Source organism: Ideonella dechloratans, from assembly GCF_021049305.1.
GTDB lineage: Bacteria > Pseudomonadota > Gammaproteobacteria > Burkholderiales > Burkholderiaceae_C > Ideonella > Ideonella dechloratans.
Map to the genome: position 1 here is coordinate 1,652,467 of NZ_CP088081.1, position 13,815 is coordinate 1,666,281.

Annotated in this window: 10 protein-coding genes; 6 read left to right on the forward strand and 4 right to left on the reverse strand. The window is 69.5% G+C overall.

Annotated features, from left to right (window positions below; translation table 11 throughout):
- Positions 1 to 32: 32 nt before the first annotated feature.
- The 4 genes from LRM40_RS07715 to LRM40_RS07730 are packed head-to-tail and all read right to left on the reverse strand — an operon-like array spanning position 33 to position 2,446.
- Positions 33 to 248 (reverse strand): hypothetical protein, encoded by a 216-nt coding sequence (locus tag LRM40_RS07715; RefSeq protein ID WP_151122264.1) that lies wholly within the window; start codon positions 246 to 248, stop codon positions 33 to 35.
- 25 nt (positions 249 to 273) lie between these two features.
- A complete protein-coding gene (locus tag LRM40_RS07720; RefSeq protein ID WP_151122263.1) occupies positions 274 to 1,065 on the reverse strand; it encodes a BPSS1780 family membrane protein in 792 nt (263 codons plus the stop codon).
- Between the two features lie 4 nt (positions 1,066 to 1,069).
- Positions 1,070 to 2,038, reverse strand: a complete 969-nt coding sequence (locus LRM40_RS07725) for a homoserine kinase (RefSeq protein ID WP_151122262.1) — start codon at positions 2,036 to 2,038, stop codon at positions 1,070 to 1,072.
- Between the two features lie 48 nt (positions 2,039 to 2,086).
- Positions 2,087 to 2,446 carry a hypothetical protein gene (locus tag LRM40_RS07730; protein ID WP_231067788.1) on the reverse strand — a complete coding sequence of 120 codons (360 nt, stop codon included), beginning with the start codon at positions 2,444 to 2,446 and terminating at the stop codon, positions 2,087 to 2,089.
- 39 nt (positions 2,447 to 2,485) lie between these two features.
- On the opposite strand from LRM40_RS07730, the gene polA reads away from it, so the two are divergent.
- From polA to LRM40_RS07760, 6 genes are all read left to right on the forward strand, one after another.
- The gene (gene polA / locus LRM40_RS07735) at positions 2,486 to 5,251 is read left to right on the forward strand and encodes a DNA polymerase I (protein WP_151122261.1); all 2,766 of its coding nucleotides are present in this window, start codon (positions 2,486 to 2,488) and stop codon (positions 5,249 to 5,251) included.
- Between the two features lie 278 nt (positions 5,252 to 5,529).
- Entirely contained in the window at positions 5,530 to 7,695 is a 2,166-nt protein-coding gene (locus LRM40_RS07740; RefSeq protein WP_151122260.1) for a hydantoinase/oxoprolinase family protein, read from the forward strand.
- 18 nt (positions 7,696 to 7,713) lie between these two features.
- Positions 7,714 to 10,038: a hydantoinase B/oxoprolinase family protein gene (locus LRM40_RS07745; RefSeq protein WP_151122259.1), complete on the forward strand. Its 2,325-nt coding sequence runs from the start codon at positions 7,714 to 7,716 to the stop codon at positions 10,036 to 10,038.
- A 42-nt stretch (positions 10,039 to 10,080) separates the two neighbouring features.
- A complete protein-coding gene (locus tag LRM40_RS07750) occupies positions 10,081 to 10,587 on the forward strand; it encodes an acetone carboxylase subunit gamma (RefSeq protein WP_151122258.1) in 507 nt (168 codons plus the stop codon).
- A gap of 159 nt (positions 10,588 to 10,746) precedes the next feature.
- Entirely contained in the window at positions 10,747 to 12,738 is a 1,992-nt protein-coding gene (locus LRM40_RS07755; protein WP_151122257.1) for a sigma-54-dependent Fis family transcriptional regulator, read from the forward strand.
- A 92-nt stretch (positions 12,739 to 12,830) separates the two neighbouring features.
- On the forward strand, positions 12,831 to 13,718 hold the full coding sequence (locus tag LRM40_RS07760) for a UDP-2,3-diacylglucosamine diphosphatase (protein WP_151122256.1): 888 nt from the start codon (positions 12,831 to 12,833) through the stop codon (positions 13,716 to 13,718).
- Positions 13,719 to 13,815: the final 97 nt, after the last annotated feature.

Sequence of the window (13,815 nt, forward strand, 5' to 3'; positions counted from 1 at the left end):
GCACGGCGCCGGGGCCTGGCTCGGTCGGGAGATCACGGGGCTGGCTTGTCGCCGCTGCTGACCGCGTCGATCCCGGCGCCCACGGCCTTGCCCGTGACGGTGATGCCGGTGCTCACCACACTGGCCCCCACCGAGATGACCGCGCCCGTGGCCGCACCTGCCACCTCCACCACCGCGCAGCCGGCCGTGCCGCCCAGGCAGGCCAGCAGGAGGATCGGGGTCAGCAGGGCGGAAAGACGTCGGGACATGGCGAGCACCTCGTGGCAGTCGGGGTCACTCCGCCTGGCCGAAGCTGTCGCGGAAGGTGAAGAACAGGGAGACATAGTAGGCGGAGGTCAGCGCCAGGGCCAGCGGCATCGACAGCAGGCCCATCAGCGAGGTGCCGCCCAGCAACACCATCAGCAGGCTCAGCACCACCCCGGTGAACATCATCAGCCCCATCCAGCCCAGGCCGTAGACCAGCATGGCCGCGCGGCAGCGCCACAGGGCCAGCACGCTGGAGAACATGGCCTGTGCCGGCGATTGGCCGACCCAGCAGACCAGGGCGGGGGCGTGCCAGAAGGGCATGCTCAGCAGCAGGGTCACGGTGACGCGGGCCAGCATGCCGGCCATCACGCCGGGGGCATCGGCCAGGCGTTGCAACTCGTCCGGGTCGGCGTTGCGGCTCACCCCCTGCATCAGGTCGTCCACGCCACCGTGGTCGAACAGGTTGCAGGCCATCAGCAGGATCAGCGTCAGGAAGGCGTAGCCCAGGGCCAGCGTGAGCAGGCCGCGGCGCCGCTCCACCGGCAGGTGCCGCCAGGGGGCGACGAAGACCGACAGCGAGGGCCGCACGCCCCGCAGGCTGGCGGCGGTGGCCATCATGTAGGCCAGTGTCAGCAGGGGAATGCCCGCCAGCACCAGCACTTCGCCAAAGCCTGGCAGCAGCGAGACGATGGCCCCGAGCAGCATGAAGGCCATGAACAGGGCCGTGTAGCTCAGCGGATGGCGAACGAACTCCCGCAGGCCCTGCCGCACCCAGACCAGCCCCTGCGAGGCCGGCACCGTTTTGAGGATCAGTGCCATGCGGTCAGACGTCGGCGTGCCAGGGGCGCTCGGCGGCGTCGCGCAACACGCGTTCGAAGTGGGCCGGGTCCTTGGGCAGGAGCAGGCTGGCCTCGCGCGGCAGGTGCCAGTCGGACAGGCGCGAGAGCCAGAAGCGCAGGGCCGCGGTGCGGCGCAGGGCGGGCAGCAGGCGCAGCTCGGTGCTGGAGAGCGGCCGCTCGGCCTGATAGGCGCTCATCAGGGCCTGGGCGCGTGGCAGATCCAGCCGGCCGCTGTCCAGGTCGACGCACCAGTCGTTGAGCACCACCGCCAGGTCGAAGACGAAGGTGTCGGTGCCGGCGAAGTAGAAGTCGAACACACCGCTCAGGCGCTCGCGGCCGGGCAGGCCGGCGAACATCGCGTTGTCGCGGAACAGGTCGGCATGGACGGCGCCGGCGGGCAGGGCCTGGTAGGCCGCGCTGGCGTGCAGCTCGCGCTGGTGGGCCATTTCCTGGTCCAGCAGGGCGGCATCGGCCGGGGCCAGATGGGGGCGCACCACCGGGGCGGTGGCCTCGCGCCAGGGCAGGCCGCGCAGGTTGGGCTGCTGCAGCGGGAAATCGGCCACGGCCAGGTGCATGCGGGCCAGCACGCCGCCCAGTTCGCGACAATGGTGCAGGTCCGGCGCGTCCAGGCTCTCGCCTTGCAGGCGGTTGACCAGGGCGGCCGGCTTGCCCGCCACCGTCTGCACCAGCCCGCCCTGGGCATTGGCCCGGGGCTCGGGCACCGGCAGGCCGCGCTGGGCCAGGTGCTGCATCAGGCGCAGGTAGAAGGGCAGCTGATCGTGCGACAGGCGCTCGAACAGGGTCATCACCCATTCACCCTCGGGCGTGGTGACGAAGTAGTTGGTGTTCTCGATGCCGCTGCCGATGGGCTGCATCGCGACCAGCGGACCCAGGCCCAGCTGCGCAAGCAGCGAACCGGCCTGTTCGGCGCTGACCTCGGTGTAAACCGCCATGAATGCTTGAAATGAAGGGGGTGGGGAGCCGGAACCCGCAGGTCCGGCTCAGAAATCCAGCTTCAGCCAGACGCGCTGGCCGGCGGACTTGTCGTCCTGCGGCAGCTTGCCACCCTGCGGCGGCACGATGTCATAGGCCGGCATGCCGGGGATCTTGGGATGCACGGTGATGCGTTGGGTCAGGCCGCGCACCCGCAACTCCTCGATGCGGACGTTGTCGTCCTCGGTCACCACATGCAGGACCTGGGGTTCAGGCACCTTGCTGGCCGGTGCCGGGGTGTCCGTCACGGGCAGCGCGGGCAGTTCGGCAGCGGCCGGCCCCGAGGCCGCCGCAGGGGCGGTCTGGGCCAGGCTGGCACTGCCGACAAGCAGACCCGCGAGCAGGGTGGGCAGAAAGAGGGCGTTCATGGGGTGCCGATTCTACGGAAGCACGCACAATCCGCTTCCATGAGCGAGAAGATCCTGCTGCTGGTCGATGGTTCCAGCTACCTCTACCGTGCCTTTCACGCCATGCCCGACCTGCGGGGGCCCGACGGTTTCCCGACCGGGGCCATCCACGGCATGGTCAACATGATGAACTGGCTGCGCGAGCAGGTGCCGGCCGAGCACGCCGTGTGCGTGTTCGACGCCAAGGGCCCCACCTTCCGCGATGAGTGGTATCCCGAGTACAAGGCCCAGCGAGCCCCCATGCCCGAGGACCTGCGGGCCCAGATCGAGCCCATCCACGAGGCGGTGCGCCTGCTGGGCTGGCCGGTGCTGGAGGTGCCCGGCATCGAGGCCGATGACGCCATTGGCACGCTGGCCCGGGTGGGCGCCGAAAGCGGCCACACCGTGGTGATCTCCACCGGCGACAAGGACCTGGCCCAGCTGGTGACGCCCCAGGTGACCCTGATCAACACCATGGCCAAGCCGCCCGAGCGCCTGGACGTGGCGGGGGTCACCGAGAAGTTCGGCGTGCCGCCGGACCGCATCATCGACTACCTGACCCTGATCGGCGACACGGTGGACAACGTGCCCGGCGTGCCCAAGGTCGGGCCCAAGACCGCGGTCAAGTGGATCCAGGAACACGGCTCGCTGGACGGCGTGATCGCCGCGGCCGAGCAGATCAAGGGTGTGGCGGGCGAGAACCTGCGCGCCACCCTGGGCTGGCTGCCCACGGGCCGCCGCCTCATCACCGTCAAGACCGACTGCGACCTGGGTGCCCAGGTGCCGGCCTGGCCGGCGCTGGACGCCCTGGCCCTGCGCGCGCCCGACCAGGCCGGCCTGGTGGACTTCTACACCCGCTACGGTTTTCGCAGCAGTCTGCGGGCCCTGGGTCAGCCGGTGCCCGCCGCCGCCCCGGCGAGCCCTGCCGCCGCGGGCGAAGACCCCGCAGGAGAGGTTGACCCGCGCCCGGCGCCCGTGCTGGCACGCGACTACCAGACCCTCACCAGCTGGGAACAGCTGGACGCCTGGATCGCCCGCCTGAAGGCCGCACCTCTGGTGGGTCTGGACACCGAGACCGATTCGCTGGATCCGATGCGTGCGCGCATCGTCGGCATCAGCTTCGCGGTGGAGCCCGGCCGGGCCGCCTATGTGCCCACCGGCCATGACTACCCCGGCGCGCCGGACCAGCTGCCGCTGGATGGGGTGCTGGCGCGCCTGCGCCCCTGGCTGGAAGATGCCGGCGCGGCCAAGCTGGGCCAGAACATCAAGTACGACCTGCATGTGTTCGAGAACCACGGCATCCGGGTGCAGGGCTATGTGCATGACACGCTGCTGGAAAGCTATGTGCTCGAGGCCCACAAGCCGCACAGCCTGGAGAGCCTGGCCGACCGCCACCTGGGCCGCCACGGCCTGAGCTACGAGGACCTGTGCGGCAAGGGCGCCAACCAGATTCCCTTCTCGCAGGTGGACGTGGAGCGCGCCAGCACCTACAGCGGCGAGGACAGCGAGATGTGCGTGCAGGTGCATGAGACGCTGTGGCCGCAGCTGCAGGCCGAGCCAGGCCTGCGGCGCGTTTACGCTGAGATCGAGATGCCCACGGTGGCGGTGCTGCAGCGCATCGAGCGCCATGGCGTGCTGATCGACCCGGCCCGGCTGGCGGCCCAGAGCCAGCAGCTGGCCGAGCGCATGATCGCGCTGGAGCAGGAGGCCTACGCCATCGCCGGTCAGCCCTTCAACATGGCCAGCCCCAAACAGATCGGCGAGATCCTGTTCAACCGCCTGGGCCTGCCGGTCAAGAAGAAGACCGCCACCGGCGCCCCGTCGACTGACGAAGAGGTGCTGCAGGAGCTGGCGGCCGACTACCCGCTGCCGGCCAAGCTGCTGGAACACCGCGGCCTGGCCAAGCTCAAGAGCACCTACACCGACAAGCTGCCCGGCATGATCAACCCCGCCACCGGCCGGGTGCACACCAACTACGCGCAGGCGGTGGCCGTCACCGGGCGGCTGTCCAGCAACGAGCCCAACCTGCAGAACATCCCGATCCGCACGCCCGAGGGTCGGCGCGTGCGCGAGGCCTTCATCGCCCCGCCCGGCCATGTGATCGCCAGCGCCGACTACTCGCAGATCGAGCTGCGCATCATGGCCCACATCAGCGGCGACCCGGGTCTGAACAAGGCCTTCGCCGAGGGCATGGACGTGCACCGCGCCACCGCCAGCGAGGTCTTCGGCATCGCCCCGTCGGAGGTCACGGCCGAGCAGCGCCGCTACGCCAAGACCATCAACTTCGGCCTGATCTACGGCATGGGCGCCTTCGGCCTGGCGCAGAGCCTGGGCATCGACCAGAAGGCGGCCAAGAACTACATCGACCGCTACTTCGAGCGCTTTGCCGGCGTGAAGCGCTACATGGAGGAGACCAAGGAGCGGGCCCGCGAGCGCGGCTATGTGGAGACCGAGTTCGGACGGCGCATCGTGCTGCCGGAGATCAAGGGCGGCAGCGGCCCGCGCCGTGCCGGCGCCGAGCGCCAGGCCATCAACGCGCCGATGCAGGGCACCGCGGCCGACCTGATCAAGCTGGCGATGATCGCGGTGCAGCAGGCCCTGGACGCCGAGGGCCGCGCCACCCGCATGGTGATGCAGGTGCACGACGAACTGGTCTTCGAGGTGCCCGAGTCCGAGGTGGACTGGCTGCGCGAGGCCGTGCCCCGCCTGATGGCCGGCGTGGCGTCCTTCAGCGTGCCCCTGGTGGCCGAGGTGGGCTTCGGGCCGAGCTGGGAAGCAGCGCACTGAGCCCCCCGACCCCGCCCGGCCGTTGACCGGGCGCGACGTTCGATTCCGCGCCGTCCGGCCGGAAATCGAACGCCTACGGTGGCGCTTCTCGGCGTTGCCGCAGCGCAGCATCCCTCGGGGTCTTCACCAGGGGGACTGAACAAAATCAAGCACTTGGCACGGGGCCGCCGGGAGGCGCGCCGCCGTGGCATGGGCGCTGCAATGACTTGCACGAGACCAGCGCATGGTCTCCGGCGACCGGACCACCGGCGCCGCATCCCAACGATGGAGACAAGCTCATGCAAGTGCAGCAATCCAAGGTGCAGGTGATGGGCATCGATGCCGGGGGCACGATGACCGACACCTTCTTCGTCCGCGAGGACGGCCGCTTCGTGGTCGGCAAGGCCCAGAGCAACCCGGCCGACGAATCGCTGGCCATCTTCAACTCCTCGCGCGATGCGCTGGCCCACTGGCAGCGTGACGTGGACGACGTCTACCCCGAGCTGGTGACCTGCGTCTACTCCGGCACCGCCATGCTCAACCGGGTGGTGCAGCGCAAGGGGCTGGACGTGGGCCTGATGGTCAACAAGGGCTTCGAGCATGTGCACTCGATGGGCCGGGCCATCCAGAGCTACCTGGGCTATGCGCTGGAGGAGCGCATCCACCTGAACACCCACCGCTACGACCAGCCGCTGGTGCCGCTCAAGCGCACCCGCGGCGTGACCGAGCGCACCGATGTGCAGGGTCAGGTGGTGATCCCGCTGCGCGAACCCGAGGTGCGCCAGGCCACCCGCGAGCTGGTGGCCGCCGGCGCCAAGGCCATCGTGATCTGCCTGCTGCAGTCGCACAAGAATGGCGCCAGCGAACGCCGGGCGCGCGACGTCTGCCGCGAGGAGCTGCAGGCCATGGGCGTGGACCTCCCGGTGTTCGCCTCGGTGGACTACTACCCGCAGCGCAAGGAAAGCCACCGGATGAACACCACCATCCTGGAGGCCTATGCGGCCGAACCTTCGCGCCAGACGCTCAAGAAGGTCAGCGACCGTTTCAAGAAGCACGGCGCCAAGTTCGACCTGCGGGTGATGGCCACCCACGGCGGCACCATCAGCTGGAAGGCCAAGGAGCTGGCGCGCACCATCGTCTCCGGCCCCATTGGCGGTGTGATCGGCTCCAAGCTGCTGGGCGAGGCCCTGGGCGACGAGAACATCGCCTGCTCCGACATCGGCGGCACCAGCTTCGACATGGCGCTGATCACCAAGGGCAGCTTCGCGATCGCTTCCGACCCGGACATGGCCCGCCTGGTGCTCTCGCTGCCCCTGGTGACCATGGACTCGGTGGGCGCGGGCGCCGGCAGCTTCGTGCGACTGGACCCCTACAGCGGCGCCATCAAGCTGGGGCCGGACAGCGCGGGCTACCGCGTGGGCACCTGCTGGCCCGAAAGCGGGCTGGACACGGTGTCGGTCTCCGACTGCCACGTGGTGCTGGGCTACCTGAACCCCGACAACTTCCTGGGCGGGGCGATCCAGCTGGACGTGGAGCGCGCCCGCCAGCACATCAAAGCGCAGATCGCCGACCCGCTGGGCCTGTCGGTGGAGGACGCCGCGGCCGGCGTGATCGAGCTGCTGGACCTGCAGCTGCGCGAGTACCTGCGCTCCAACGTCAGCGCCAAGGGCTACAGCCCGACCGACTTCGTCTGCTTCAGCTACGGCGGCGCGGGCCCGGTGCACACCTACGGCTACACCGAGGGCCTGGGCTTCAAGGACGTGGTGGTGCCGGCCTGGGCTGCGGGCTTCTCGGCCTTCGGCTGCGCCTGTGCGGACTTCGAGTACCGCTATGACAAGAGCGTGGATCTGGCCGTGCCGCAGGACGCCAGCGACGGCGAGAAGGCCCAGGCCTCGGCCACCATCCAGCAGGCCTGGAGCGAGCTGGCCGGCAAGGTCATCGAGGAGTTCCGCATCAACGGCTTCGAGGCCAAGGACGTGATCCTGCGCCCGGGCTACCGCATGCAGTACATGGGCCAGCTCAACGATCTGGAGATCGACTCGCCGGTGTCCTCGGCCGCCACGGCCGAGGACTGGGAGAAGATCGTCACCGCCTTCGAGACCACCTACGGCCGGGTCTATGCCAGCTCGGCCCGCTCGCCGGAGCTGGGCTTCTCGGTCACCAGCGCCATCATGCGCGGCATGGTGGTCACGCAGAAGCCGGTGCTGCCGGAAGACCCGATCGGCGAGGCCACGCCGCCCGCCGCCGCCCGCCTGGGCACCCGCAAGCTCTACCGCCACAAGGCCTGGTACGAGGCGGTGATCTGGAAGATGGAAGCGCTCAAGGCCGGCAATGAGATCTTCGGCCCGGCCATCATCGAATCGGACGCCACCACCTTCGTCGTGCCCAAGGGCTTTGCGACGACGCTGGACAAGCACCGCCTGTTCCACCTGCGCGAAGTCGGCCACGACGGCCAGACCCTGTGACGCCCAAGGAGACACACCATGAACATGATGACGCAACGTGAACTGGGCCGGGCCGACCTGCTGGGCACCGGCGAGACCCTCAAGGAATTCCGCGACGGCATCCTGGCCCGCACCGCGGCCACCGGCCACTACAACGGGTTGGAGCACCTGGAGCTGCGCGAGCGTGACCCCATCGGCTACGAGAAGCTGTTTTCCAAGCTGCGCGGTGGCCTGGTGCATGCGCGGGAGACGGCCAAGAAGATCGCCGCCAGCCCCATCGTCGAGCAGGAGGGCGAGCTCTGCTTCACCCTCTACAACGCCGCGGGCGACTGCATCCTGACCTCCACCGGGATCATCATCCACGTCGGCACGATGGGCGCGGCGATCAAGTACATGATCGAGAACAACTGGGAGGCCAACCCCGGCATCCACCCGGGCGACATGTTCACCAACAACGACTGCGCGATCGGCAACGTCCACCCCTGCGACATCGCCACCATCGTGCCGATCTTCCACGACGGCAAGCTGATCGGCTGGGTCGGCGGCGTGACCCACGTGATCGACACCGGTGCGGTGACGCCCGGCTCCATGTCCACCGGCCAGACCCAGCGCTTTGGCGATGGCTACATGATCACCTGCCGCAAGACCGGGGTGAACGACACGCCGCTGCGCGACTGGCTGCATGAGAGCCAGCGTTCGGTGCGCACGCCCAAGTACTGGATCCTCGACGAGAAGACCCGCATCGCCGGTTGCCACATGGTGCGCCAGCTGGTGGAGGACACCATTGCCGAGGAAGGGCTGGAGACCTACCAGAAGTTCGCCTACGAGGTGATCGAGGAGGGCCGGCGCGGCCTGGCCACCCGCATCAAGGCCATGACGCTGCCGGGCATCTACCGCAAGGTGGCCTTCGTCGACGTGCCCTACGCCCACCCGGACGTGCAGACCTCGAACGCCTTCGCCAAGCTCGACTCCATCATGCATGCGCCGGTGGAGATGGAGATCCGCCGTGACGGCAGCTGGCGGTTGGACTTCGAGGGCGCGAGCCGCTGGGGCTGGCACAGCTACAACGCCCACCAGGTGGCCTTTACCAGCGGCATCTGGGTGATGATGACCCAGACCCTGGTGCCCACCCAGCGCATCAACGACGGCGCCTACTACGGCACCGAGTTCCACATGCCCAAGGGCGGCTGGAACAACCCGGATGACCGCCGCACCGGCCATGCCTATGCCTGGCACTTCCTGGTCAGCGCCTGGACGACGATGTGGCGCGGCCTGTCGCAGGCCTACTTCAGCCGCGGCTACCTGGAGGAGGTCAACGCGGGCAATGCCAACACCAGCAACTGGCTGCAGGGCGGCGGCATCAACCAGGACGGTGAGGTGCACGCGGTCAACAGCTTCGAGGCCAGCTCCTGCGGCACCGGCGCGGGCGCCATCAAGGACGGCCTGAACCACGCGGCCGCCATCTGGAACCCCGAAGGCGACATGGGGGACATCGAGATCTGGGAGATGGCCGAACCGCTGCTCTACCTGGGCCGCAACGTCAAGGCCAACTCGGGCGGCTACGGCCAGTACCGTGGCGGCAATGGCTTCGAGACCCTGCGCATGGTCTGGAAGGCCCAGGACTGGACGATGTTCTTCATGGGCAACGGCTACATGAACAGCGACTGGGGCCTGATGGGCGGCTACCCCTCGGCCACCGGCTACCGCTTCGAGGCCCACCACACCGGGCTGATGGAGCGCATCGCCCGCGGCGAAAGCCTGCCGCTGGGCGGCGACGCCAACCCGGACGTGCCCGACTACGAGAACCACCTGGGCCCGCAGGCCACCGTCAAGCGCGACCACCAGTGCATGACCACCGAGGACTGCTACGCCAACGGCGACCTGTACCTGAACTACCTGCGCGGCGGGCCGGGCTTCGGCGACCCGCTGGACCGCGAGGTGGCGGCCATCGTGGACGATCTGGACAACGGCTTCCTGCTGCCCGAGTACGCCCGCCGTGTCCACGGCGTGGTGGCCACCCGCAACCCCGATGGCCAGTGGCAGGCCGACGAGAAGGCCACGGCGCTGGAGCGGCTGAACATCCGTCAGCAGCGCAAGGCCCGCTCCGTCCCCACCCGGGAATGGATGGCGCGTGAGCGCGAACGCATCCTGGCCAAGCAGGCCTCGCCGCAGGTGCAGCACATGTTCGCCACCAGCTTCGGCCTGTCCAAGAAGTTCACGCAGCAGTTCCGCGACTTCTGGGACCTGCCGGCCAACTGGACGCTGACCGAGGACGAACTGAGCGTGCCGTCCTATGGCGCCAACTGCCGCATGGACCTCTCGGCCATGCCCGACGTGCGCGTTGTCACCCTGGTGCAGGAGTGAGCCCGGCTCACGCCCCGACCCGAACCACAGGAGAAATCACCCATGTCCACCTACACCCCGGAACAGGTCCGCAAGCTGGTCGACGGCAAGCTCGACTGGGACACCGTGCTGCGCATGCTGTCCATGCCCAAGGACGGCGAGCGTTTCGCGCTCTACCTGCGTGCCCTGCAGGACAAGCTCGGCTGGAGCGACCGCATCGTGCTGCCGCTGGGCCCGCATCTGCACATCGTGCAGCGCGCCAAGGACAAGCGCTGGCTCATCCAGTGCGACTGCGGCCATGCTTTCTGCGACTGGAACCAGAACTGGAAGCTGCACGCCAATCTTTACGTGCGTGACACCGAGGCGGCGATGACCGAGGTCTATCCCCAGCTGATGGCGCCCGACACCGCCTGGCAGGTCTACCGCGAGTACACCTGCCCGCAGTGCGGCACGCTGCACGATGTGGAGGCGCCGACGCCGTGGTATCCGGTGATCCACGACTTCGAGCCCGACATCGACGCCTTCTACCAGGACTGGGTGAAGCTGCCGCTGCCAGAGCGTTCGAACTGAGGGCACCGCGCACGGCGGCCCCCGGGAACTCCTGGGGACCGCCGTGCGGCGACTGTGCCTAGCATCACGTGCGCGCGTCGGGCTGTTGTCCAGGCTCGCGCACCCGCAGCTTCCCATGGTGGGCCAGCGTGCCTGCCGCGGGGCTTCATGGTGGAGCACATGTTCTCGAACCCTCGCAACGAACTGAGGGTCTCCCAGGCCTGGGAGACCCTGCTGAGCGGTGGCGAACTGCCCAGCGGTGCGGTCCGCACCCTGGTGGACCAGTCCTGGCAGCGCTGCGCGCAGGCCCAGGTCGATCCGCTGCGCCGGCGCGGCGCGCTGCCGGTGTCCGAGCAGGATCTCTACCTGTTGCACGAGCGCCAGAAGGACCTGCTGGAGGCGGCCGCGCCGGTGATGGCCTGCGCCCGCGACTACCTGGCCGAGACCGGCATGCTGATGGCCCTGAGCGACGCCCACGGCACCATCCTGGTGACCGAGGGTGACCACCCGGCGCTGGACGCGGCCCAGGCCATCGCCCTGGTGCCCGGCGTCACCTGGAGCGAGGTGGCCTGCGGCACCAACGCGATCGGCACCGCGCTGGCGGCTCAGCGGCCGGCCCAGATCCACGCGACCGAGCACTTCTGCGCCGGCATCCAGGGTTGGACCTGCTCGGCTGCGTTGGTGCGCCACCCGCTCGACGGCGAGCTGCTGGGCAGCCTCGATGTCTCCGGTCTGTCGGCCACCTACCACCGGCAGAGCCTGGCCTTCGTGATCAACACGGCCAGCCGCATCGAGGCCCGGCTGGCCATGGTCGAGATGGAGCGCCGCTACCGCCTGCTGGACCATGCGCTGGGCCGCTGGTCGGCCGACGGCCAGGACGCGATGGTGCTGTTCGACCGGCGGGGCTGCCCGATCAAGGCCAGCGCCCATGCCCAGCGGGCCATCGAGGCCCTGGGCGGCGGGCTGGACCTGACGGGGCAGCAGCGGGTGCCGTCCTTGCGGGCTGGCCGCTGGCGGCGTGGCACGCTGCCCGCCGGCCTGCCGGCCTGGCTGCGCGGTGAATGGCTGGAGCCGCTGGTGGTGCGTGGCGAGCAGCTGGGCACGCTGCTGGTGCTGCCGGGCCGGAGCTCCGGTGGCGCGCATGGCGCCCGCGGCGCGGCGAGGGCGGCCCCCATGGGCGAGGTCACCACCCTGGTGCCGCGTGTGGCCGCCGGCTTCGAATCCGTGCTGACCCGCGATCCGGCCATGCGGGCCCTGTTGGACAAGGCCCGCGTGCTGGCGGCCTCGCAGGCGCCGGTGCTGCTGCAGGGCGAGACCGGGGCCGGCAAGGAGGCCTTCGCGCGTGGCCTGCACGGCGGGCGCGGCGGTGCCTTCGTGGCGCTCAACTGCGGTGGCCTCTCGCGCGAGCTGCTGGCCAGCGAGCTCTTCGGCTATGCCGAGGGCGCCTTCACCGGGGCCCGCAAGGGCGGCATGGTCGGCAAGATCGAAGCGGCCGAAGGCGGCACGCTCTTCCTGGATGAACTGGGCGAGCTGCCGCTGGACATGCAGCCGCAGCTGCTGCGCGTGCTGGAGCAGGGCACCCTGTACCGCCTGGGCGAAACCGAGCCCCGCCAGGTGCGTTTCCGCCTGGTGGCCGCCACCCACCGCGACCTGCGCCAGGAGGTCGCCGCCGGCCGCTTCCGCATGGATCTCTACTACCGCATCGCGGTCACGCGCTTGCAGCTGCCACCGCTGCGCGATCGCCGGCAGGACATCTCTCTGCTGGCCGCGGCCTTTCTTCAGCGCTTCCGGTCCGAGCAGGGCCAGGCGGTCGAGACTCTGTCCGACGAGGTGCTGGCCGTCCTGGAGGGCCATGCCTGGCCCGGCAATGTGCGCGAGTTGCGCAATGTGATCGAGGCTGCGGTGCTGATGCGCGCCGAAGGTCCCCTGCGGCCGATCGACCTGGGCCTGGACGAGCTGCGTGAACCGGCTGCGGACCCGCACCGCGCGGCATCCGTCGACCGGGGCGACAGCCTGGCCGAGGGGGAGGAGGCCCAGATCAGCCGCATCATCGCCGGGTGTGGCGGCAACCTCACGCTGGCGGCCCGGCGCCTGGGCATCGCCAAGAGCACGCTCTACGCCAAGATGCGCCGCTACGGGCTGCGGCGGGCCAGCGGGTCCGCGTCCCACTGACGCCCTGGGGCCGGGCGGGTGGGGGCTTGCGTCATGCAGGCGTCACCGGGGCGTCACCGGCGGGTCACCGCCCGGGCCCAGCATGAGGGCTCATGCAGAACCCCACGCCCCTCCCGCCCGCCGGATCGGCGCATGACGCGCCGGATGCCCAACGCTTCCGCGCGATCTGGATCTCCGACATCCACCTGGGCACCCCGGGCTGCCAGGCCGAGGCGCTGCTGGACTTTCTGAAGCACACCGAGAGCGATCTGCTCTACCTGGTGGGCGACATCATCGACGGCTGGCAGCTGCGCCGCAGCTGGTACTGGCCGCAGGCCCACAACGACGTGGTGCAGAAGATCCTGCGCAAGGCCCGCAAGGGCACCCGGGTGATCTATGTGCCGGGCAACCACGACGAGTTCGCCCGCAAGTACCTGGAGCACAGCTTCGGCGGGGTCGAGGTGGCGCATGAATGGGTGCACCAGCGGGCCGACGGCAAGCGCTTCTGGATCACCCACGGCGATCTGTTCGACGGCGTGATCCAGCATGCCAAGTGGCTGGCTTACGTGGGCGACTGGGCCTACGAGTTCACGCTCAAGCTCAACGCCTGGCTCAACCGGCTGCGTGGCCGTCTGGGCCTGCCGTACTGGAGCCTGTCCAAGTACCTCAAGCTCAAGGTCAAGCGGGCGGTCAGCTTCATCGGTGACTACGAACGCGCCGTGGCCCGCGAGGCCCGCAAGCGCGAGGTGGACGGTGTGGTCTGCGGCCACATCCACCACGCCGAGCTGCGCGAGATCGACGGGCTGATCTACGCCAACGACGGCGACTGGGTCGAGAGCCTGACGGCCCTGGTGGAACACCCGAACGGTCGGATGGAACTGCTGGACTGGTCGGCGCTGGCCCGGCCCTACGGCGCCGCGGCGGTCGTGCGCGGCGAGTCGGCCGAGGCCGGCGAGCCGGTGGCGCCGCTGCCGGTGCCGGTGGCTGCCCGGCGCATCTGAGGCCGATCCGGAATCCATCTGCAAAGGGATGTCCGGCCACGGGCACCGGATCACCGCACCGCCGGGGTCATGGTCTTGTCACGAAACTTTCATAGAC

Bases quoted from the DNA above. Each gene is read 5' to 3' on its own strand.
- LRM40_RS07715 (WP_151122264.1), bottom strand. From the start codon at position 248: ATGTCCCGACGTCTTTCCGCCCTGCTGACCCCGATCCTCCTGCTGGCC.
- LRM40_RS07720 (WP_151122263.1), bottom strand. From the start codon at position 1,065: ATGGCACTGATCCTCAAAACGGTGCCGGCCTCGCAGGGGCTGGTCTGG.
- LRM40_RS07725 (WP_151122262.1), bottom strand. From the start codon at position 2,038: ATGGCGGTTTACACCGAGGTCAGCGCCGAACAGGCCGGTTCGCTGCTT.
- LRM40_RS07730 (WP_231067788.1), bottom strand. From the start codon at position 2,446: ATGAACGCCCTCTTTCTGCCCACCCTGCTCGCGGGTCTGCTTGTCGGC.
- polA (WP_151122261.1), top strand. From the start codon at position 2,486: ATGAGCGAGAAGATCCTGCTGCTGGTCGATGGTTCCAGCTACCTCTAC.
- LRM40_RS07740 (WP_151122260.1), top strand. From the start codon at position 5,530: ATGCAAGTGCAGCAATCCAAGGTGCAGGTGATGGGCATCGATGCCGGG.
- LRM40_RS07745 (WP_151122259.1), top strand. From the start codon at position 7,714: ATGAACATGATGACGCAACGTGAACTGGGCCGGGCCGACCTGCTGGGC.
- LRM40_RS07750 (WP_151122258.1), top strand. From the start codon at position 10,081: ATGTCCACCTACACCCCGGAACAGGTCCGCAAGCTGGTCGACGGCAAG.
- LRM40_RS07755 (WP_151122257.1), top strand. From the start codon at position 10,747: ATGTTCTCGAACCCTCGCAACGAACTGAGGGTCTCCCAGGCCTGGGAG.
- LRM40_RS07760 (WP_151122256.1), top strand. From the start codon at position 12,831: ATGCAGAACCCCACGCCCCTCCCGCCCGCCGGATCGGCGCATGACGCG.